Source organism: Nonomuraea terrae, from assembly GCF_004348995.1.
Taxonomy (GTDB): Bacteria; Actinomycetota; Actinomycetes; order Streptosporangiales; family Streptosporangiaceae; genus Nonomuraea; species Nonomuraea terrae.
In genome coordinates this window covers 1-21,128 of the sequence record NZ_SMKQ01000115.1, presented here as the reverse complement: position 1 = coordinate 21,128, position 21,128 = coordinate 1, and the positions used below count along the sequence as shown (strand labels likewise).

At 70.8% G+C, this 21,128-nt stretch carries 21 protein-coding genes and 2 pseudogenes; 12 read left to right on the top strand and 11 right to left on the bottom strand.

What is annotated here, in order from left to right:
• Nucleotides 1–32: 32 nt before the first annotated feature.
• On the top strand, nt 33–980 hold the full coding sequence (galE, locus tag E1286_RS29225; protein ID WP_132617560.1) for a UDP-glucose 4-epimerase GalE: 948 nt from the start codon (nt 33–35) through the stop codon (nt 978–980).
• Nucleotides 981–1,017: 37 nt separating this feature from the next.
• A complete protein-coding gene (locus tag E1286_RS48195; protein WP_165969960.1) occupies nt 1,018–1,170 on the top strand; it encodes a hypothetical protein in 153 nt (50 codons plus the stop codon).
• A 116-nt stretch (nt 1,171–1,286) separates the two neighbouring features.
• On the opposite strand, the gene E1286_RS29220 is transcribed toward E1286_RS48195, so the two are convergent.
• From E1286_RS29220 to E1286_RS29210, 3 genes are all read right to left on the bottom strand, one after another.
• Nucleotides 1,287–2,273, bottom strand: a complete 987-nt coding sequence (locus E1286_RS29220; protein WP_132617558.1) for a malate dehydrogenase — start codon at nt 2,271–2,273, stop codon at nt 1,287–1,289.
• A 59-nt stretch (nt 2,274–2,332) separates the two neighbouring features.
• Entirely contained in the window at nt 2,333–4,339 is a 2,007-nt protein-coding gene (locus E1286_RS29215) for a serine/threonine-protein kinase (RefSeq protein WP_132617556.1), read from the bottom strand.
• A 180-nt stretch (nt 4,340–4,519) separates the two neighbouring features.
• Entirely contained in the window at nt 4,520–5,548 is a 1,029-nt protein-coding gene (locus E1286_RS29210) for a polysaccharide deacetylase family protein (protein WP_132617554.1), read from the bottom strand.
• 428 nt (nt 5,549–5,976) lie between these two features.
• Between E1286_RS29210 and E1286_RS29205 the strand changes: the two genes are divergently transcribed.
• On the top strand, nt 5,977–6,345 hold the full coding sequence (locus E1286_RS29205) for an ArsR/SmtB family transcription factor (RefSeq protein WP_132617552.1): 369 nt from the start codon (nt 5,977–5,979) through the stop codon (nt 6,343–6,345).
• On the opposite strand, the gene E1286_RS29200 is transcribed toward E1286_RS29205, so the two are convergent.
• Entirely contained in the window at nt 6,333–7,397 is a 1,065-nt protein-coding gene (locus E1286_RS29200) for a flavin-containing monooxygenase (protein WP_132617550.1), read from the bottom strand. The two genes, E1286_RS29205 and E1286_RS29200, sit on opposite strands and share 13 nt — an antisense overlap.
• 55 nt (nt 7,398–7,452) lie before the next feature.
• On the opposite strand from E1286_RS29200, the gene E1286_RS29195 reads away from it, so the two are divergent.
• A complete protein-coding gene (locus tag E1286_RS29195) occupies nt 7,453–7,812 on the top strand; it encodes an ArsR/SmtB family transcription factor (RefSeq protein WP_132617548.1) in 360 nt (119 codons plus the stop codon).
• On the opposite strand, the gene E1286_RS48190 is transcribed toward E1286_RS29195, so the two are convergent.
• Nucleotides 7,766–7,984 (bottom strand): hypothetical protein, encoded by a 219-nt coding sequence (locus E1286_RS48190; RefSeq protein WP_165969959.1) that lies wholly within the window; start codon nt 7,982–7,984, stop codon nt 7,766–7,768. The two genes, E1286_RS29195 and E1286_RS48190, sit on opposite strands and share 47 nt — an antisense overlap.
• 484 nt (nt 7,985–8,468) lie before the next feature.
• Here E1286_RS48190 and E1286_RS29190 point away from each other — a divergent pair, with 484 nt between their 5' ends.
• The 5 genes and pseudogenes from E1286_RS29190 to E1286_RS29175 form a co-directional block, all read left to right on the top strand.
• Nucleotides 8,469–9,665, top strand: coding sequence for a sensor histidine kinase (locus E1286_RS29190; RefSeq protein ID WP_132617546.1), 1,197 nt, complete (start codon nt 8,469–8,471; stop codon nt 9,663–9,665).
• A gap of 67 nt (nt 9,666–9,732) precedes the next feature.
• A complete protein-coding gene (locus E1286_RS29185; protein ID WP_132617544.1) occupies nt 9,733–10,404 on the top strand; it encodes a response regulator in 672 nt (223 codons plus the stop codon).
• Between the two features lie 109 nt (nt 10,405–10,513).
• A complete protein-coding gene (locus tag E1286_RS51400; protein ID WP_281282767.1) occupies nt 10,514–10,648 on the top strand; it encodes a hypothetical protein in 135 nt (44 codons plus the stop codon).
• 16 nt (nt 10,649–10,664) lie between these two features.
• A complete protein-coding gene (locus E1286_RS29180; RefSeq protein ID WP_132617542.1) occupies nt 10,665–12,047 on the top strand; it encodes an FAD-dependent oxidoreductase in 1,383 nt (460 codons plus the stop codon).
• A 44-nt stretch (nt 12,048–12,091) separates the two neighbouring features.
• Nucleotides 12,092–12,421 (top strand): annotated as a pseudogene (locus E1286_RS29175) (nuclear transport factor 2 family protein); the annotation flags it as partial.
• Nucleotides 12,422–12,425: 4 nt separating this feature from the next.
• Here the strand turns inward: E1286_RS29175 and E1286_RS29170 are convergent.
• The 6 genes from E1286_RS29170 to E1286_RS29145 form a co-directional block, all read right to left on the bottom strand.
• A complete protein-coding gene (locus E1286_RS29170; protein ID WP_132617538.1) occupies nt 12,426–12,824 on the bottom strand; it encodes an arsenate reductase ArsC in 399 nt (132 codons plus the stop codon).
• The gene (gene arsB / locus E1286_RS29165; RefSeq protein ID WP_132617536.1) at nt 12,817–13,908 is read right to left on the bottom strand and encodes an ACR3 family arsenite efflux transporter; all 1,092 of its coding nucleotides are present in this window, start codon (nt 13,906–13,908) and stop codon (nt 12,817–12,819) included. The genes E1286_RS29170 and arsB overlap by 8 nt, the downstream gene beginning before the upstream one ends.
• Before the next feature lie 15 nt (nt 13,909–13,923).
• Complete coding sequence (locus E1286_RS29160; protein WP_132617534.1) at nt 13,924–14,265, bottom strand: ArsR/SmtB family transcription factor; 342 nt, start codon at nt 14,263–14,265, stop codon at nt 13,924–13,926.
• A gap of 82 nt (nt 14,266–14,347) precedes the next feature.
• The gene (locus E1286_RS29155) at nt 14,348–14,947 is read right to left on the bottom strand and encodes a GNAT family N-acetyltransferase (protein ID WP_246075285.1); all 600 of its coding nucleotides are present in this window, start codon (nt 14,945–14,947) and stop codon (nt 14,348–14,350) included.
• Between the two features lie 12 nt (nt 14,948–14,959).
• Complete coding sequence (locus E1286_RS29150) at nt 14,960–15,295, bottom strand: ArsR/SmtB family transcription factor (RefSeq protein WP_132617532.1); 336 nt, start codon at nt 15,293–15,295, stop codon at nt 14,960–14,962.
• 199 nt (nt 15,296–15,494) lie between these two features.
• On the bottom strand, nt 15,495–17,933 hold the full coding sequence (locus E1286_RS29145) for a PEP/pyruvate-binding domain-containing protein (protein ID WP_132617580.1): 2,439 nt from the start codon (nt 17,931–17,933) through the stop codon (nt 15,495–15,497).
• Between the two features lie 232 nt (nt 17,934–18,165).
• Between E1286_RS29145 and E1286_RS29140 the strand changes: the two genes are divergently transcribed.
• From E1286_RS29140 to E1286_RS51395, 3 genes and pseudogenes are all read left to right on the top strand, one after another.
• Entirely contained in the window at nt 18,166–18,798 is a 633-nt protein-coding gene (locus E1286_RS29140; RefSeq protein ID WP_132617530.1) for a TetR/AcrR family transcriptional regulator, read from the top strand.
• Between the two features lie 25 nt (nt 18,799–18,823).
• Nucleotides 18,824–20,017 (top strand): cytochrome P450 family protein, encoded by a 1,194-nt coding sequence (locus tag E1286_RS29135; protein ID WP_223190500.1) that lies wholly within the window; start codon nt 18,824–18,826, stop codon nt 20,015–20,017.
• Nucleotides 20,018–20,288: 271 nt separating this feature from the next.
• Nucleotides 20,289–21,128: pseudogene (locus E1286_RS51395) on the top strand (hypothetical protein); the annotation flags it as partial.

The following is a 21,128-nucleotide window of genomic DNA, read 5'->3' as shown; positions in this document are numbered from 1 at the left end:
ACAAAATCAAACATATTCTAACAGGAGCGGACATGAGACTGCTGGTGACCGGCGGGGCGGGGTACGTCGGCAGCGTGGTCGCGGCCCAGCTCGTCGAGGCGGGACACGAGGTCACCGTGCTCGACGACCTGTCCACGGGGCACGTGGACGCGGTGCCGGAAGGCGCCCGGTTCGTCCGGGCCGGCATCACCGAGGCCCACGACGCGCTCGACGGCGCGGAGGCGGTGCTGCACTTCGCGGCCAGGTCACTGGTGGGCGAGTCGGTGCAGCAGCCGGGGCTCTACTGGGCCAACAACCTGGGCGGCACACTGGCGCTGCTCGACGCCATGCGCGCGAAGGACGTGCGGCGCATCGTGTTCTCCTCGACGGCGGCCACGTACGGCGAGCCCGAGCGCTCCCCCATCCAGGAGGACGACCCCACCCGCCCGACCAACCCGTACGGCGCCTCCAAGCTGGCCGTGGACACCGCGCTGACCGCGTACGCGCGGCTGTGGGGCCTCGGCGCGGTGAGTCTGCGCTACTTCAACGTGGCCGGCGCCTACGGCCGCTACCGCGAGCGGCACACGGTCGAGACGCACCTCATCCCCAACGTGCTGAAGGTGGCGACCGGCGAGCGCGAGTCGGTGAGCGTGTTCGGCACCGACTACCCGACCCCCGACGGCACCTGCGTGCGCGACTACATCCACGTGACCGACCTGGCCAGGGCCCACCTGCTGGCGCTGGACGCGGTCACGCCGGGCGAGCACAAGATCTACAACCTGGGCAACGGCACCGGCTTCTCCGTACAGGAGGTGATCTCGGTCTGCCGTGAGGTAACCGGTCACGAGATCCCGGCCGTGGTCGGCGAGCGGCGGCCCGGCGATCCGGCGGTGCTGGTGGCCTCGTCCGCCAAGATCCAGCGCGAGCTGGGATGGAAGCCCGAGCGGACGGCGCTGCGCGACATCGTCTCCGACGCCTGGCGAGCGCTTTCCGGGAAATAGCCCTACGGCGGGCGAATGTGTGCTGGGATACCGAAATGTGAGGAGTATTTCACCTAGGGTCACGAAGCTGTTCTTCGGCGCCCTCGTCGCGGTGGGCTGCCTCACGGCCGCCGCCGGTGTGGTCTTCGCGACGTCTCAGCCGGCGCCGGCCGCCCAGCCCGCCTCCTGCACCCCGGTGGACACGACCTAGAAACGGAACGCGGGCGCGCACCTCCTCTGTCCCAGGAGACCGCGCGCCCGCCGTTCGGATGCCGAAGGCTGCGCTCAGACGTCGGCGCTCAGACGTCGGCGCTCAGACATCGGCGCTCAGACGAGGCCGAGCTCCTTGACGGCCTCGCGCTCCTCCTCCAGCTCGCGCACGCTGGCGTCGATGCGCTCGCGGGAGAACGCGTCGATCTCGAGCCCCTGGATGATCTCGTACGTGCCGTTCGCCGAACGCACGGGGAACGACGAGATCAGGCCCTCGGGCACGCCGTACGAGCCGTCGGAGACCACGGCCGCGGACGTCCAGTCGGTGCCGTTGACCCAGTCGTGGACGTGGTCGATCGCGGCGTTGGCGGCCGAGGCGGCCGAGGAGGCGCCGCGCGCCTCGATGATGGCGGCGCCGCGCTTGGCGACCGTCGGGATGAACGTGTCGCGCAGCCACTCCTGCTCGACCAGTTCGGCCGCGACCTTGCCGCCGACCTCGGCGTGGAACAGGTCGGGGTACTGGGTGGCGGAGTGGTTGCCCCAGATCGTCATCTTCTTGATCTCGGTGACCGGGACCTGCAGCTTCGCGGCCAGCTGCGACAGCGCGCGGTTGTGGTCGAGCCTGGTCATCGCGGTGAAGCGGTCGGCCGGCACGTCGGGCGCGTTCTGCTGGGCGATGAGCGCGTTGGTGTTGGCCGGGTTGCCGACGACCAGCACCCGGATGTCGTCCGCGGCGTGGTCGTTGATGGCCTTGCCCTGCGGGCCGAAGATGCCGCCGTTGGCCCCGAGCAGGTCGCCGCGCTCCATGCCGGCCTTGCGCGGCATGGCGCCGACCAGCAGCGCGACGTTGGCGCCGTCGAACGCCACGTTGGGGTCGTCGGTGATCTCGATGCCGGACAGCAGCGGGAACGCGCAGTCGTCCAGCTCCATCGCGGTGCCCTCGGCCGCCTTCACCGCCGCCGGGATCTCCAGGAGGCTGAGCTTGACCGGAACGTCGGCGCCGAGCAGCTGCCCCGACGCGATGCGGAACAGCAGTGCGTAGCCGATCTGGCCGGCGGCTCCGGTGACGGTCACCTTGACGGGCGCAGTGGCTGACGACGCCATGGCGTTACCCCTATCTCGCTGCACGAATGATTGACTTTCGGGATGTTACCCGCTCGTACTCAGCAGGTTTCCATCGCGGGCACCTTCAGTTCGGCATCGAAATCGACCGTCTTGAAATGGCTGGTCACGAGCTTGTCGATGAAGCCCGTGCGATAGAGGTCGGCGATCAGTGCCTTGACCGCCTTGCACGTCTTCACGTCGCCGTTCCGGATGCCGACGGCGTAGCGCTCGTTGCTGAGCTTCGCGCCGAGGACCTTGAAGCGCGAGTGCTCGCGGGCGGCGAACCCGGCCAGGATCAGGTCGTCGCCCGGCACCGCGTCGACCTGGCCGCTCCTGAGCATGTCCATGCAGGCCGCGTAGTCGGGCGCCGAGACCGCCTCGACCGCCACGCGGTCCTGGACCAGCCCCACCGACGGGCTGTTGGGCGCGCAGATGCGCTTGCCCTTCAGGTCGCCGAGCTCGTCGATGCGCCCGCCCGCGCGCACGAGGACGTCCTGGTGGGCGAGGTAGTACGGGCCGGCGAACACCACGTCGCTCTCGTCGATCGAGTACGTGGCGACGACCAGGTCGACGGCGCCCTCGGTCAGCGCGGCGGCGCGGTCGTAGCCGCTCACGCTGACGAACGTGGTCTCCTTGGCCCCCAGCCCCTCGGCGATGCGCCTGGCGACGTCGACGTCGAAGCCCTCGTACAGGCCGCCGTTGTCCAGCCCGACGCCCGGCAGGTCGCCGCGCACGCCGATCACGACCTTTCCGGTCTGCGCCACCTTGTCGACGACGCTGGCGAACGGGTTCACGGGGTCGTCGCCCGACGGGCCCACGGAGGGCGGGCGCTCGGGGGGCTCGCCGAACGCGAGAGGCAGCCTGCCGTTCAGCGCCAGTGCGAGCACCGTGGCGGCGACCAGCGCGAGCGCGGTGCCGACGGCGGCCCAGACCTTCCCGCGCCGCCGCCTGGGCGCCCCCGCGGGCTCGGTCATCGGGTACGGCGCCCGCTCCGGCTGCGCCGTCGGCCCAGTCTGTCCCGGTGGTCCAGGCGGTCCAGGCGGCCCAGGCGGCCCAGGCGGCGCGGGCTGCTGGGCGGGCTCGGTGACCTGACCCGTCGCGGGCCCGGCCGTCTGGGGAGGCGGCGGCGGGGCCGGCACCACGGAGCCCGTCCGCTGGTCGGTGATCGAGCCGGCCGACACCCTGATGAACGGCGTGGTGTCGTCACCGGCCACCTGCACGCCCCGGGTGAGCACCGCCGTGGACGCGCCCACGGTGGAGGACTGACCGAGCAGCCGCAGCAGGATCTGGTCGGCCGACGGCCGCTCGGCCGGCGACTTGGCCAGCGCCGAGCGTACGACGCTCTGCAGCGGCTCCGGCATCATGCTGACGTCGACCTCGTGGTTGAGGATCTTGTTGAGCACCACCGCGATCGACTTGCCGTCGAACGCGGGCTTGCCGGTCGCCGCGTACGCGATGGTCGCGCCCCAGGAGAAGACGTCGGTGTACGGCCCGACGTCGTCGCCGGCGATCTGTTCGGGGGCCATGTAGGCGGGGGTGCCGATGGCGCGGCTGGTGATCGTACCGGTGGAGTCGATGATCCGGGCGATGCCGAAGTCGACCACGCGCGGCCCGTCGGCGGCGATCAGCACGTTGTCGGGCTTGAAGTCGCGATGCACGATCGAGGCGTGGTGGATGGCGGTGAGCGCGGTGGCGGTGCCGACGGCGAGGCGTTCGAGGACCGTCCCGGTGAGCGGCCCGTCGGCCTCGACGAGGTCACGCAGGGGCAGGCCGTCGATGTATTCGCTGGCGATGTAGGGGGTGTCGCCTTCGAGGTCGGCCTCCATCACCCCGGCGGTGCAGAACGACGCCACCCGCTGCGCAGCTTTCAGCTCCCTCGCGAACCGGGAGCGGGCGATGGTGTCACCGGTGAACTTGACGTGCAGGAGCTTGACCGCGGCGCGCTCGCCCTCGTCGTTGACGCCGAGGTAGACGATGCCCTGACCGCCTTCCCCGATCCGTCCGGACAGCCGGAAGGATCCCAGCTCGGTGGGATCGCCGGCGACCAGCGGCGAGATCTGCGGCATTCGTCATCCCCACGTGTCCTGAACCCCATCGACGCAAACTTTACGACGCCCGGCCGATTCTCACGGATCTGTTAAAGCTTCGTGACGTCACGGCTTCGCCGCATTCATGGGGGTTCCCCGTGATGAGAACACACGAGAGCCCGGCCCGCCGCACGGGGGCCGGGCTCTCGCGCACGCCCGTCAGTAGGGCAGGCTCAGGGAGCTGAAGGACTTGCGCAGGTACGGTGCCTTGAACTTCGGATACGCCACCGTGTTCACGTCGCCGTCGGAGACATACCGCATGTCAGGGTTCTTCTTCAGCCAGTCGAGCCAGGCCTCCGAGCAGAACTGGGCGCAGTCGCCCTTCTTCTCCATGACCTTGATCCGCGGGATCCCGGCCGGGTCGAACGACTTGCTGAACGGTGCCGGCGCCGGCGTGTACCCGGCCAGGAAGGCGCCCTTGTGGCGGTAGGCCTTGCCGCGCAGGCCCCACTCCTTCTTCTTGGGCTGGGCGCCGTACGGCAGGGCGATGGTGACGGGCTTGGTGTACGACAGCGAGTCGATCGTCTTGCCGATCGAGCCGATCTGCTCCTCGACCTGCTCCTGCGTCAGGCTGCGCAGGTTGAGGTGGTCACGGGTGTGGTTGGCGACCTCGAAGCCGTTGTCCTTGAGCCACAGGAGCGCCTGCGCCTGCTCCTCGCGGGTGTGCTTGCCGAACAGGTCGCGCGTCACGAAGAACGTGGCCTTCGGGCGCCAGCCCGGGTACTTCGCGGCCACATCCCGCATGATCGCGACCGCGGTGTCCTTCTGCGGGACGCCCACGGCGTTCAAGGTCAGCTGCGAGGGCGAGGAGTCGTCGAAGGTCAGCACCACGGGGTGCTTGCCCGCCGGGATGTCGATCTTGCCGGTCACCATCTCGGCGGCCGTGATGGGCACGTAGTTCTCCTTGGCCAGCCGCTCCAGGTCGGCCCTGAACTGCTTGGGCGTCCTGTCGTCGGTGGTCTGTGGAGTCGGCACGACTCGATGGAACATGAGCACCGGGATCTGGCCCAGCTCGTTGGCCCTGACCTTGGCGGCGTTGCGTACCTTCGCCTCCTTGGTGGCCTTGAGCTTGGCGGCGGCGTCGGCTTTGGCGTCCACCTTCACAACAGGGGGCGGCTCCGAGCCGCAGCCGGTCATGATCGCGGTCGCCGCGAGCACTCCCACCCCACTCAACAAACCCAGTCGCATCCGAACCCCCCGAGACGCGTACGACTGTGAGCGGCCCGCGATCGGCGGGTCACTGCAGGTAGCGATGCCTGCGAAGGGCTCTTACCCAGTTGATCAACTCAGCCACGCCGCGTAACCGTCAAGAGATCGTCCCGGAACCCGCGCCAGATATGACCTCATTTTCAGCCGCGCACCGCGATATGTTCACGCCACTGCCCGCCAGGCGGCGATAAGCGGTCGTGGGCACCGGGTAGGGATTCCGCTCTGGGGCACGATCCTTGACCGGGTCATGGGACAGTCGGGGTTTGCGGGGCCTGTCCCCCGCTGCGCGGGCGAGGGCACCGACCCGATGCCGCGGCTGGGCGTGCCCGGGGCGGACTTCGCCCGTACCAGGTCGTCACCTGACGCGTATCATTTAGACGAGCATCGAACCATTTCGGAGGTTCCGTATGACCGCCGCCACCCTGGAGAGCAGCACGGCAGCGGCCTGCTGCGCGCCCATCGCCCGCGAGCCCCTGGGCGAAGGCGACGCGGCCGAGCTCGCCGCCCTGCTCAAGGCGGTCGCCGACCCCGTACGCCTGCGGCTGCTGTCGATGATCGGCTCGCACGCGGGCGGTGAGGCGTGCGTGTGCGACCTCACCGACGCCTTCGACCTGACCGCCCCCACCATCAGCCACCACCTGAAGGTCCTGCGCACGGCGGAGCTGATCAGCGGCGAGCGGCGCGGCACCTGGGTCTACTACCGGATCGTTCCTGAGACCGTGGCCAGGCTCGGCGCCCTGTTCGCCCCCCTGGCCGAGCCGGCTCACAGGCCGTAGCCGGCCAGGGCCTTGCTCGCGTACGCGGCGATCGGGGCGGCGACGTGCTCGGCGTCACGGTGCACGCCGCGCAGGGTGTTGGAGGCGAAGGAGCGCTGGAACTCCAGCCCGACGTAGCCGAGCCCGAGATGCGTCGTGGAGATGCCGCCGCTGTGCAGAGGCATGCCCGTCTCGTCCAGGCAGCCGAGGGATCGCAGACAGTTCAGGTGGGGGCGGTAGCCGGTGGCGTAGATGACCGTGTCCACGCGTTCGCGGCTGCCGTCGGCCCATACGACCTGGTCGCCGTCGAGGGCGGTGAACATGGGGCGGCGGTCCATCCGCCCCGCGGCGAGGGCGGCGGCGTAGTCGCCGGTGTCCAGCACCAGGGTGCCGGTGGCGACGCGGGCCAGCCACTGCGGCGGCAAGAAGTCGAAGCCGGTGGTGTCGTGCCAGAAGTGCACGTCCTTGCCGCCGATGAGCTGCGGCATGAACTGGATCGGCTGTCGTGTGGCGAGGGTGACGGTGGCGACCTCGGCCAGCTCGTAGCCGACCTGGACGGCGGAGTTGCCGGCGCCCACCACGATCACGCGTTGCCCGGCGTGGTGCTTGGGATTGCGGTAGTCGGCGACGTGCAGGGCCTGGCCGGCGAAGTCGTCCTGTCCGGGCACGTGGGGGATGCAGGGGTTGCCGAACGAGCCTGAGGCCGCCACGACGCCCATGGTCCGGAGCGTGTCGCCGTTGACGGTGCGCACCAGGAAGCCGGCGCCGTCGGCCTCGACGGAGGCGACCCTTACCCCGGTGCGGATCTCCACGTCCAGGGTGTCGGCGTAGCGCCGGAGGTAGGCGACGACCTCGTCGCGGGTGGGGTAGCCGTCGGGGTCTCCCGGGAAGTCCATGCCCGGCATGGCGCTGTAGCGGGCGGGCGAGAACAGGGTGAGGCTGTCGTAGTAGCCGGCCCAGGAGCCGGTGGGCTGGTCGCCTGCTTCGAGGACGACGGGGGTGATGCCGCGGTCGCGGAGTGCGCGGGCTGCGGCCAGGCCGGACTGTCCGGCGCCGATGACGATCGTGTCCATGCCAGGTCATATCCTCATATCCAGAAAACACAATATGATGCGTCGGGGTGATGCTATGACCATGGATGGGATCGAGCTGAGCTCCGCGGCGCGCGGCTTCCTCAAGGCGATGGCCAGCGAGACGCGCCAGCAGATCATGGGGCTGTTCGCCGGAGGCGTGGAGCTGACCGTCAACGAGGTCGCCGAGCGCATGTCGCTGGCCCAGTCGGCGACCTCGACCCATCTGGCGACCCTGCGCGACGGCGGAGTGCTCGTCTCGCGGCGGGAGTGGAAGACGGTCTACTACCGCGCCGACTCCGCGCGGATCAGCAAGGCGCTGGCCGACCTGCAGGCCACCCTGAACGCGTGCTGCCCGCCGGACGATCTCGTCACCCCCACGGCCCGTACGGGTTGCCGAGGAGGAGAAGGCCGATGACGGCGACGAGCCAGAGCAGCGCGCGCCTGCTCGGCCGTGGCCCGTCGCGCAGCATGGTGACGCCCATGGGGATGAACGCGGCGCAGGGGCCCCCTGTGGCGATGATCGACTGAGGCATCTGGATGCCTTTGAAGGTGCCGCGCGCGAGGAACGACATCAGGCCGAGCGCCAAGCTGGTCGGGCAAGAAGAATGGGAATTCGACGCGCAGCAGCACCCCCGTCAGCAACAGCAGGGGGCCGAAGATCAGCGCCAGGGCGCTCACCCAGTGTCCGGGGAACCGGGATCGTTCCCCCTGGTCGGCGACATCGTCGGCCGGCGCGTCGGCGTCGTTGGCCGCGCCTTTCGCCGGAGCGTCGGCCGGAGCGTCGGCCGGAGCTTTGGCCGGAGCGTCGGCTGGGGAGCGGGCGGGGTCGTTGGTGGCGCGCCGGTCGGCGCCGGCCGTTCTGGTTCGCTTGTTCCGCCCGTCCTGTCCGTCTCCGCGTCCGGCCCGTCGCCGGGGCGCGGGAGCATGGTGGCGGGCGGGGCGGCGCGGGCGCGTCCAGCCGGGGTCGTGCCTTTCGGCCGCCTACGACCGGCGGGTACGACCAGGGTCAGAGGAAATTGATCCGCCCCTGGTCTGATGCCGGAGAAGCCTGCGGCGCGGTACGTTCCTCGCATGAACGGGGCGTGGCAGCGGCTCAGCGCGGGCAAGGCCGCCGATACGGCGCTCGCGGCCGTCGTGGCGTTGCTCATCGGCTACGCGATCGTCGATCCGCCGGGTCCTTCGTCATGGTGGCCCGTTTGGTCGGCCTGGCCGGTCGCGGCCGTGCTCGGCTTCCCGATCGCCCTCCGTCGGCGCCGGCCGCTGCCCATGCTGGGCGTGGCGGCCACGGGGGCCGTGCTGGCCACCGTGGCCGGCGCCGTCGCCGCTGGCGCGATCTGGCTGTCGTTCGTCCCAGGGGTGCTCGTGCTCTACCAGGTGGCCGCCACCACCACGACCGGGCGGTCGGCCGCGAGCCTGGTGGCGTGCGTGTCCGGCGCCACCGCCGCCGTCCTGGTCTTCTACGCGCAGGTCCTGCCCGGCCTGCCGCCCGCCCCTGAGCCCAGCGAGTTGCCGCCGTACTGGTCGGTGGAGATCGGCGCGATCTGTGTGTTCATGGGCGCGGGGTGGGCGGCCGGGGCGGTGGTCCGCTGGAAGCGGGAGACATCGGCCCGCCTCGCCCGCCACCTCGCCGAGGCCGCGGTGGCCGACGAGCGCCGGCGCATCGCTCGCGAGCTGCACGACGTCATCGGCCACAGCATGGGGCTGATCGCCGTCAAGGCCACCGTCGCCAACCACGTCGCCGAGGCCCGTCCGCAGGAGGCGCGCGCCGCGCTGGCGGTCATCGAGCAGACCAGCCAGAGCGCGCTCACCGAGATCCGGCGCATGCTCGGCCTGCTCCGCGCCGACGGCGACCCGCACGACGAGCTCACGCCCGCACCCGGTCTGACCGATCTGCCCGAGCTGGCGAGCCATGCCCGCTCGGCCGGGGTCGACGTCGATCTGGTGGTGCGCGAGGATGCCGCGTCACCTCCGGCGGTGGCGCTGTCGGTCTACCGCATCGTGCAGGAGGCGCTGACGAATGTCATCACCCACGCGGCTCCCACCCGCTGCTCGGTCCGGGTCGACATCGACGGACGCGACGCCGTGATCGAGGTCGTCGACGACGGCCCTCACCCCCGCCGCGAGCCGGCGACGGCCCGCCACGGCGGGCACGGCCTGATCGGCATGCGCGAGCGGGCCGCGATGTACGGCGGCACGCTGACCGCCGGGCCCCGCCCGGAAGGAGGCTTCCGGGTAACCGCCCGCCTGCCCTACGGCAGCCCGACATGAGCCACCCGTCCCACACCAACGACAGCGCGACGCGAGCGAGCAATCGCCACACCGCCGGCAGTCCGACGTGAGCCACGAGGCGCCGCCCGTTCGGGTGCTGCTCGCCGAAGACCAGGTGCTGGTGCGCGACAGCTTCAAGCTGCTCATCGACAGCACGCCCGGGGTGGTGACCGTGGGCGAGGCAGGCACCGGCGCCGACGCCGTGGTGCTGGCCCGCCGGTTGCGTCCCGACGTCGTGCTCATGGACGTGCGCATGCCCGGCATGGACGGCATCGAGGCCACCGGCCACATCTGCGCCCACCCCGACACCGCCGGGGTCCATGTGCTGATCCTCACCACGTTCGACCTCGACGAATACGTGTACGCCGCGCTGCGGGCGGGCGCCAGCGGCTTCCTGCTCAAGAGCGCGACCGCGGCCGAGCTGCTCGCCGCCATCCGCGTCGTCGCGTCCGGCGAAGCGCTGCTCGCGCCCACCGTCACCCGCCGGCTCATCACCGAGTTCCTGCGAAGCCCCGAACGACGTCCGGCGGCACGAGCCCTCGACGGCATCACGCCGCGCGAGGCCGAGGTGCTCACCCTCGTGGGCCGGGGAAAGTCCAACGCCGAGATCGCCGAGCATCTCCACCTCACCGTCGGCACCGTCAAGACCCACATCGGCCGCCTCCTGATGAAACTGCAGGCCCGCGACCGCGCCCAGCTGGTCATCGCCGCCTACGAAGCCGGGCTCGTCACCCGCTGAACCGCTTCGACTTCCCCTCACATGATTAGACGGTCACCTAATTTGACATTCATCTAATCATCCGCCAAGCTGATCCTGCTTAGATGAACTTCTAACCAGGAGACTCCCGGTGTTCACGCTGCTCCGCCGTCCGCGGCCCGCGACGATCACGTTCGACGAGAGGCGCGGCGAGGTGTGCGACGCCCGGTGCCGCGCGGGGGCGCCGGCCGAGCGCGCCCGCACCTCCGCCCTGATGGCCCGCTGAGAGGAAAGGTTCGATCATGAGTGGATGTTGTGGCCCCTCGGCCGTGGAGATCGAGCGGTTCGCGCCGCGCACCGAGCTTCCCGTGGTCGTGATCGGCGCGGGGCCGGTGGGCCTGGCCGCCGCCGCCCACCTGGCCGAACGCGGCCTGGACTTCCTCGTGCTGGAGGCCGGTGAGCAGGCGGGCGCGTCGATCGCGCAATGGGGGCACGTACGGCTGTTCAGCCCGTGGAAGTACGACATCGACGCCGCGGCCCGCCGCCTGCTGGAGGCCACCGGCTGGACCGCGCCCGACCCCGACTGGCTCCCGACCGGTGCCGAGCTCATCTCCGGCTACCTCGCGCCGCTGGCCGGGCTCTTCGGCGACCGGCTGCGTACCGGCGTGCGGGTGACGGCGATCAGCCGCCTCGGTTACGACCGCGTCCGCACGAACGGCCGCGAGGACGTCCCGTTCGTGCTGCGGCTCGACGCCGGCGAGGAGCTCCAGGCCGGCGCCGTCATCGACGCCTCCGGCACCTGGACCGAGCCGAACGTGCTCGGCGCCGCCGGTCTGCCCGCCTATGGCGAGAGCGACGTCGCCGACCTCGTCGACCACGCGCTGCCGGACGTGCTCGGGGCGGACCGCGCGACGTACGAGGGCAGGCACACGCTCGTGGTCGGCGCCGGCCACTCGGCCGCCACCACGCTCATCGCGCTCGCCCGGCTCGACGACGCCCAGATCACCTGGGCCATCAGGGCCGGCTCGGCCACTCGCGCCTACGGCGGCGGAGACGCGGACGCGCTGCCGGCGCGCGGCGCGCTCGGCACCCGCCTGCACGAGCTGGTCACCTCAGGGCGCGTCCGCTTGCTGACCGGCTTCTTCACCCACACGCTGGCAAAGGACGGCGAGCGGGTCCGGGTGGTCAGCCGCGACCCGTCCGGTTTCGAGCAGTCGGTCACGGTCGACCGGATCGTGTCGGCCACGGGCTACCGTCCCGACCACTCGATCGCCTCCGAGCTGCGTCTCGACCTCGACCCGATCCTGGGCTCCACCCGGGCCGTCGCCCCGCTGATCGACCCGAACCGCCACTCCTGCGGCACCGTCCCCGCCCACGGCGTGGACGAGCTGTCGCACCCCGAGCCCGGCTACTACGCGGTCGGCGTCAAGAGCTACGGCCGCGCGCCGACGTTCCTGCTGGCCACCGGCTACGAGCAGGCCCGTTCCGTCGTCGCCGCCCTGGCCGGCGACTGGGAGGCGGCCAGGGACGTGCGGCTGGAGCTGCCGGAGACCGGCGTCTGCTCCTCCAGCCTCGCCGAGGCCCAGGAGCAGCGCGTCGGCCTGGCCACCGGCGTCAGCGGCGGCCTGCTCGCCACCCCGCTCCCCCTGGTCACGGTCTCGTCCGGTGGTGGATGCTGCGGCTGAGCCGTACGTAGGCCGGGGCGCCCGGCCTCACCGAGGACCTCTGCGCCGAAGACGTCGTCGTCGACATGCCCTTCGCCCCACCGGGCGCGCCGCGCCGGATCGCCGGACGCGAGGAGGTCGCCGCGTTCACGGCGGCGGGCAGGAGCGCTCTGCCCGTGCGGTTCGACGAGTTCCGCACCGTCGCCGTCCACCAGACCGCAGACCCGGATGTGATCGTCGCCGAGTATGAGCTGACGGGCACGACCGCGACCGGCCACCGGGCGAGCGCGGCGTTCGCCTTGGTCATCAGGGTCAGAGACGGCCGCGTCGCACACTGGCGCGAATACCAGGACACCGCGGCCATCACGCGAACTCTCACGAACGCGTCCGCATGAGTGGTCAGTCTGTTGGCACGAGCTCGCTGATCAGCTTGTCGATGCGGGCGCGGATCTCGTCGCGGATCTCGCGTACGGCGTCGATGCCCCGCCCCGCGAGGTCGTCGAGTTTCCAGTCCTCGTAGCGCTTGCCGGGGAAGATCGGGCAGGCGTCGCCGCAGCCCATGGTGATGACCACGTCGGAGGCCTCGACCGCGTCGACGGTGAGGATCTTGGGCTGCTGATCGGTGATGTCGATGCCGACCTCGCGCATGGCCTCGACGGCGACCGGGTTGATCCGGCCGGCCGGGGCCGAGCCGGCGGAGCGCACCTCGACGCGGTCCCCGGCGAGGTGGGTGAGCCACCCGGCGGCCATCTGGGAGCGGCCCGCGTTGTGCACGCAGACGAACAGGACACTAGGCATCGACGGTCTCCTTCGCGGTGAACAGGCGCCGCCCGGCCAGGCTCAGATAGACCAGGGCGACCAGGACGGGCACTTCGATGAGCGGGCCGACGACGCCCGCGAGGGCCTGGCCCGAGGTGACGCCGAAGACGCCGACCGCGACCGCGATGGCCAGCTCGAAGTTGTTGCCGGCGGCGGTGAAGGCCAGCGTGGTGGCGCGCTCGTAGCCGAGGCCGATCAGCTTGCCCGCCAGGAACGATCCACCCCACATCACGGCGAAGTAGGCCAGCAGCGGCAGGGCGATGCGGACGACGTCGCCGGGCTGGGAGGTGATCGTGTGTCCCTGCAGGGCGAACAGGATGACGATGGTGAACAGCAGCCCGTAGAGCGCCAGCGGGCCGATCTTCGGCAGGAAGCGGCTTTCGTACCAGTCGCGGCCCTTCGCGCGCTCGCCGAGGCGGCGGGAGAGATAACCGGCGAGCAGCGGGATGCCTAGAAAAATCAGGACGTACTGCGCGATGTCCCAGACGGAGACGTCGAGCGCGGCCTGCTCCAGACCCAGCCAGCCGGGCAGGACCTGCAGGTAGAACCAGCCGAGCGCGCCGAACGCGACCACCTGGAAGATCGAGTTGAGCGCGACCAGGACGGCGGCGGCCTCCCGATCGCCGCACGCCAGGTCGTTCCAGATGAGCACCATGGCGATGCACCGGGCCAGCCCGACGATGATCAGCCCCGTGCGGTATTCCGGCAGGTCGGGCAGGAAGGTCCAGGCCAGCGCGAACATGACGGCCGGGCCGAGCAGCCAGTTGAGCACGAGCGACGAGATCAGCAGGCGGCGGTCGGCGGTGACGGTGTCGAGCCGGTCGTAGCGCACCTTGGCCAGCACCGGATACATCATCAGCAGCAGGCCCAGGGCGATCGGCAGCGAGATCTCACCGATCTTCACCGCTTCCAGCGCCGTGTCCAGGCCGGGGACGAGTCGTCCCAGCAGCAGCCCGGCGGCCATCGCGGCGAGGATCCACACGGGCAGGAAACGGTCGAGCGTGGACAGGGCGCTCATCACGCTGGGCGCGGGCGCGGTGGCCTCAGCAGAATGGGTGGACATGCGGGACGTCTCTTCTCACACGGTGGCGGGCACGGTCAGCAGCGCCGACAACTCGCCCAGGGTCTCGGGGACCAGCCGGTAGTACACCCAGGAGGCGCGGCGCTCGGAGGTGAGCAGGCCGACGTCCTTGAGCACCTTCAGGTGGTGGCTGATGGTCGGCTGGGACAGCTCGAACGCGTCCGTGATGTCGCAGACGCACACCTCGCCGCCCGCCCGGCTCGCCACGATCGACAGGATGCGCAGCCGTACGGGATCTCCCAGGGCCTTGAACACCCGCGCCACGCCCGCCGCCTGCTCGGCGCTGAGCGGTTCGCGGGCGAGCGGCGGGCTGCATTCCAAGATCTCCAACAGTTCCATCGCACCCTCCCCGCATAGACCATCATCTAATTCGATTCCTGTCTATATTGACATAGGTCTATAAGCGCTCGGTACACGGAGGTCAGATGCCGATCGCGGAGCTGCGGCGCTCGATCAGCAGCACGTCCCGCCAGATGCCGTGGTGGCGGCCCACGCGCTCGCGCGTGCCGACGACGCGGAAGCCGAGGGCGCGGTGCAGGGCCAGGCTGGCGGTGTTCTCGGGGAAGATCCCGCTCTGGACGGTCCACACGCCGGCGTCCTCGCTGCCGGCGACGAAAGCCGCCAGCAGCGCCCTGCCGATGCCGTGCGCCTGGCAGCCGGGGTGCACGTAGACGCTGTGCTCGACCACTCCGGCGTACACCGGGCGGGGCGAGACCGCCGAGGCGGCGACCCAGCCGACGACCTCGCCCGTGTCGGTGTCGGCGGCCACGTAGCGCAGGTGCGGCAGCCTGGCCGCGGTGAAGCTTTCCCAGCTCGGCGCGGCGGTCTCGAAACTGGCCTGGCCGGTGTCCAGACCGGCCTGGTAGATGGCCAGCACCTGGGCGGCGTCCGCGGCGCGCATCGCCCGGATCTCCAGCCCGGGGCCGATCGCCGGCGTGGCGGCCCGCACGATCGCCGAGTGCACGCCCGGCACGGCCCGCGCCGGGTCCGAGCGACGCTTGGTCACCTCGTCACGCGCCATGGCCGGCCCCTCTCACTCGCACGTGGGCGCGGCCGGCACGGGCTTGCCCATGACGACGTCGGCCGCGGTCGGGAAACAACGCACGCACGCCTCGTTGATCCGGTAGAGGCTCGCGGTGCCCTGCCGTTCGACCAGCACGAACCGCACCTCGGCGAGGATCTTCAGGTGGTGGGACACCGTCGACTGCCCCACCCCGGAGGCGGCCACCACCTCCCCCACGGTCATGGGCGCACGCCGCCGCGCCAGCAGCGACACGATCTGGATCCGCGTCGCATCCGCCAACGCCTTGAACCAACTCGCGTACTCTTCGGCCTCCGCCCGCGGCAGAGGATCACTGTCACCGTTCATCGTCAATCGACGATAGTCGATAAAGCCTCCGAGGGCCAGACGGGAAAGGTCCGTGAACAGCTACACCGGCCGCGACACGGTGGTGGCTGATCCCTCACTCATCCCGTCTCGCGCTCACCACTCCCGTCGGCCGCCGGACAGCCGGTACATGTCACTGGAGACCGACATGCCGCGGCACAGCGACTGTTCCAGGCCGGCGTCAGTCCTCCTCCTCGATGCGCACCGTGCCCGCGCTTCCGTCGATCGTGATGAGCTGGCCGGTCTTGATCTCGTGGGTGGCGTTGCGTACGCAGATGACGGCCGGGATGCCGTACTCCCTGGCGACGGTGGGGCCGTGGGCCACAGGGGAGCCGGTTTCGGTCACCAGACCCGCCGTCGTCATGAACAGTGGGGTCCAGCCGGGGTCCGTGGTAGGCGCCACGAGGATCTCGCCCGGTTCGATGTGCGCGCCGGACGGGTCGCGGATCACCCGGGCCCTGCCGGTGGCCCGGCCCGCGGCCCCGGCCATCCCGGTCAGCACCCCGTCCTCCACGGGTCCTTGTGGGGCGAGCGCCTCCACGTCGGTCCCGTCGGACAGCAGGGCGCCGGGGACGGTGGGGCGCCGCAACTCCCGCTCGTACGCGGCCCGGCGCGCCGCGACCAGGTCCCGATGGTCGGCTCCGTCGTGTACAGCGGCCCGGGCCTCGAACAGGTCGAGGAACATGATGTCGTCGGCGCGCTCCAGCAGCCCTTGCGCGACCAGGTCGTCCCCTGTCAGCAGCAGTTGCCCGCGTGCCGCCTGCAGCGCCGGCAGCCAGGCGAACTTCCCGATCTCCCGCAGCCCGGTGAGCCGACGCGAGCGGCGCATGAGGAACGCCGCCAGCCGGCCGCGCACCGGTCTGGCGCGCCGCGCCCGCCGCGACAGGGTCTCGACCATCTTCTCCGCCCTGCGCGCCGCCTGCTCGAACCGCCGCTCGGGCGCCTGCTCCGGGTCGTCGACGCGCAGGTAGTTGGCGATCGTGGCGAACAGCGGGGCCGGGTCGTCCGCCCAGCGCGGCATGCCGACGTCGATCTCGGCGGCCGCGCGCATGCCGTACCTGTCGAGGAAGGAGGGCATCCCGATGTCAGGCAGCCGCCCCTCGCGATACCGCGCGGCGAGCTCGTTGGGCGGGGTGGTGAGGAACAGGTCGCGGTGTTCGCGCGCGTTGACCGCGACCCTCCAGAGCGCGAGGTCCATCTCCGTGGTCACGTTGTGCGGCATCCCGCCGAGAACGACGTCGAGCTCCTCGTCGGTGGCGATGCCGTTGAGCAGCACGGACGGCGCCACGCCGACGATCATGCCGGCCATCAGCGGCCACACGATGCCCATCATGTCGACGCCCATGACGGCTTTGTGAGAGTCCTCGATCACCCAGCGGAGCCGTTCGGCCGGCGTGGCGGGTTCGGGCGGCGGCGTGATGGAGCGCCTGATCTCCTCCAGGCCCCGGTAGGCCCTGGCCCGGGCGGCGTCCGGCCAGGCCAGGCTGCGGGCGATGCCGAAGATCGCCGGCCCCGTCAGCCGCAGCGTCATCTTCACGGCACTGCCTACGCGGAACGGCATGCCGCGCCGCGGCGCGAAGCGGGGATCGTCCATCATGCGCTCGACGGCGCCCCGCACCCGCGGCCCGTACACCTCCAGTGACGTCCGCAGCCGCTTGCGCATGGCCTTGTTACGGATGAAATCGGTCAGGTCGAAGTAGAGCCGCCCGCCGATGGACACCAGCCGGGGCATCGGATCCCGCGGATGGGTCGTGGCGCCCGCCGCCTTGAACCACATGCCCCCGCCCGCCTTGAGTAACGACACCCCCATCGGCGTGACCGGCCGCAGCATCCCTTGGATGTGACCGAACTCGAGGTAGAGCCGCGTGTCGCCGGTGTCGGGCGGGGCCGGGAACAGCGTGGTGATCGGCCGGGACTGCAGCAGCCACAGCGTGCCGTCCGCGTCGATGGCCCACTCGATGTCCTGCGGCGAGCCGAAGTGCTTCTGCAGCCGCCGCCCGGCGTCCCGCAGTGCTTCGAGCTGCTCCTTGCCGAGGCACCCGGCACCGTTCGGTACGGCCGGCGTCCGGTGACCGAGGACGTAGTGGTCGGGGACGACGGTGCCGTCGACGATCGCGGTGCCCAGCCCGGGGGCGGCGTCGACGACCATCTCGGTGCGGCAGCCGGTGATCGGGTTGGCGGTGAACAGGACACCGGCGACCACGGGGTCGATCATGCGCTGGACCACCACGGCCATGGCGGCGTCGTCGATGCCCGCGGTGGCGCGGTAGGCCACGGCACGTTCGGTGTGCAGGGAGTCCCAGCACCGGCGGACCGCGTCGACGAGCGGGCCGGCGCCTTCGACGTTGAGGTAGGTGTCCTGCTGGCCGGCGAAGCTGGCGTCGGGCAGGTCCTCGGCGGTGGCGCTGGAACGGACCGCCACGCGCCCGCCGCCGAGCCGCTCGTAGGCGTCGGTCAGCTCCTTGTCCGGAAGCCGGCGCGATTCGTAGGACTCGACGGTCAGGCAGAAGCCGTCCGGTACGCGCTCACCGGCTCTGATCATCTCGCCGAGCCCGGCCGCCTTGCCGCCCACCCGGTCGATCATGGAGGAATCGATCTGCGAGAGCCGGATCAGTGTCATGTCGTCGGGAGAGGTCATCGGGAAGTCGTCCTCCTTCTCCGCGACGCCGAACGTCGCGGGCCGACCAGACTTCCCGGCTCTCCACCAGCACGCCAAAAGGCGGGTAATCAACCGATTGTAGCTCCGGGCGGAGCGACGCGCCATGGACGACAACGCGCCGCCGTTGCCCGGCGAGCAGAAGCGCTGAGAAGCCTCCTTCCGCCAGGCTGACCAATTGGTTAGCATGCTGACCATGCGATCAGCCGAAGATGATCTGACGGCCCGCGCCCGGATCAGGAACGCCGCACTGGAGTTGTTCGGCGCCGAAGGGGTCAGCCGGGTGAGCCTGCGGGCGGTGGCCGCGCGTGCCGGGGTGTCGCACGCTCTGGTGCTCCACCACTTCGCCAGCAAGGAGGGCCTGCGCAAGGCGTGCGACGACTACGTGATGTCGCTCGTACGCGGCGGCTCGGAGGCCGATCTGGACGACACCTCCGGCCTGGCGGCGATGCTGGAGGCCGGCGGCGCGGTGCGCCGCTACCTCGGCCGGGCGTTCCTGGACGGCACGCCTGGGGCGGCGGCGCTGTTCGACGAGATCGTCGAGGCCACCGGCCGCTGGCTGGAGCAGGGCGTACGCGAAGGCTGGGCGCACCCCAGCGAAGACCCCCGCGCCCGCGCCGCGATGTACGTGACCTGGCTGCTGGCGCCGCTGGCCTTCGGTGAGCACCTGTCGCGGGCGCTGGGCGCGGCCGACGTGCACGACATGGAGACGATGCTGCGCTACTCCCGCGCCGGCATCGAGATCTTCACCCACGGGGTGTTCGCCGACGAGCGCGCCCTGCAGGCATGGGACGCGGTGCGGAAAGAACGCGGCTCGTCCCGGCCATGACCTGTCTCAAGACCTTGGAGCCGCTATGAGCACCTCACTCATGGACCTGTTCACCACTCCCGACCGCGACGCCTTCCTCACCCACCTGGCCGAGAACGGCCCCGTCAGTCGCGGGCGCTACGTCGACGGCACCCCCATCTGGCTCGTCACCGGCTACCCGGAGAGCCTGACCGTGCTCACCGATCCGCGTTTCAGCAGCGACCCGGGCAAGCAGTCCGCCATCGACATGAGCGCCGCGACCGCTTTGCCCGAGGACATGGCCCCGTACCTGATGAGCACGCTCGGCGCCTACGACCCACCGGACCACACCCGGCTGCGCCGGCTGGTGTCACGCGAGTTCACCGCCCGCCGGGTGGAAGGACTGCGCCCCCGCATCCGGCAGATCACCGACGAGCTGCTGTCCGGCCTGCCGGAGCAGTTCGACCTCATCGAACGTTTCGCCTACCCGCTGCCGATCCAGGTCATCTGCGAGCTGCTCGGCGTGCCCGAGGCCGACCGGGCCTTCTGGCGCGGGTGGGCCGCCGAGCTGACCGCACCCGATCCGGCCCGGGTCGCGGCCGGAGCCCGCGGGCTGGTCGGCTACATGGCCGACCTGATCGAGCGCAAGCGCGCCCACGGCGGGCAGGACCTGCTGTCGGCCCTCATCCGGGTGCGCGACGACGACGGCGACCGGCTCGCCGACGACGAGCTGATCGCGCTGTCGATCAGCATTCTCATCGCCGGGCACGAGACCACCGTCGGCCTGATCAGCCAGAGCGTGTGGCTGCTGCTCTCCCGCCCGGACCTGCAGGACGTCCTGCGCGCCGAACCGGCCCGCGTGGCGGCCGCGGTGGAGGAGTTCCTGCGCTGCACCGGGCCGGCCGAGATCGCCGTCATGCGCTACACGCTCCAGCCGGTCGAGCTCGCCGGCGTGACGATCCCGGCGGACGAGGCCGTACAGGTGGTGTACGCCGCCGCCAACCGCGACCCCCGCCGGTTCGACGCCCCCGACCTCCTCGACATCCACCGCCCGGACAACGCCCACCTCGGCTTCGGGCACGGCATCCACTACTGCCTCGGCGCCGCCCTGGCCCGTGCCGAGACCCAGATCGCGCTCACCGGCCTGCTCGACCGGTTCGCCGTCCTGGAGCCGGCCGTGCCCGCGGCCGAGATCGGCTGGCGGCCGGGCCTCCAGCGGGCGCTGACCCGCCTGCCCGTACGCACGCTCGCCTCACAGTGAACGACCGCCGGCTGACGGATACTCATGGATTTTGGTAGATCTTTCTACATGGGTCCTGCTAAGGGATATTTCGGACCACGCCGCTGACCTGGCCTTTTACTCTCCCGTGGGCCCCTTGGCCGCCTCTTTAGAGGCACTTGACCTGCGGAAACGGCACGATACCCTCGCCCTACCACAGGCTTCCGGTTCATCCCCATCAGTTCTTAGTCATCACTTTTGTCAGGATCTGTATGGGTTAATCCGGCCTTGTCCGGGAGGGTCCCACACTTCCATGTCGCCAGAGATTCCGAAGTTCATCGACGCGGCCTACGTCCTGTCCTCGTGGCACCAGACCACTGAGGCGCGAATCACCGACGACCAGCCCGGCCACCGGACACCTTACGAGCCGTCCGACGGCCACGGGGGACATGACCGGGGGCCTGGCTCCGACTGGGGTCAGCAACAGGGGCCCGGCCACCAGCGGCCCTTCCACCAAGACGACCCGATCGGCCCGCAGCCAGGCAACGACCACGCGGGCCAACCGGGCGGGTTCTATGACCGGCCGCACACGGACACCGACGGCCGCCACAACTCCCACGGAAAGAACCAGGACTTCCTGGGGAACAGCCAGGGCTTCCAGCAGAACGGCCAGGGCTCTCACGGCAAGGGCCAGGGGCCTCACGGCAAGGGCCAGGACTCGCAGGAGAAACCGACCGGCCCAGCAAACCCCGACCACGACGGCACGGACCAAAAAGGCTCCCACCAGGGCGGCTCGGACCAGCCAGACCACCACACCAGCCCCCACCAGAACGACTCCGACCAGCAGGACCACCAGCAGGGCTCCCACCAGAACGGCTCCGACCAGCAGGACCACCAGCAGGGCTCCCACGAGGAGGGCTCCGACCAGCAAGGCCACCAGGACGGCTCCTCGCACGACGGCACCCAGCACCAGGGCGCCGATCCGTCGCCCACAGCGACCCGTCCCGCCCCCGAGCCGACCCGAACCTCGGACGCGCCGCCGATCACGAGCGAGCCGACGCCGTCGCCCTCGGACACATCGACGGCCATCCCCCAGCCGACCTCCGACACGCCGACCGCGACCGCCACCCCGACAGCCGGCACGCCTTCAACC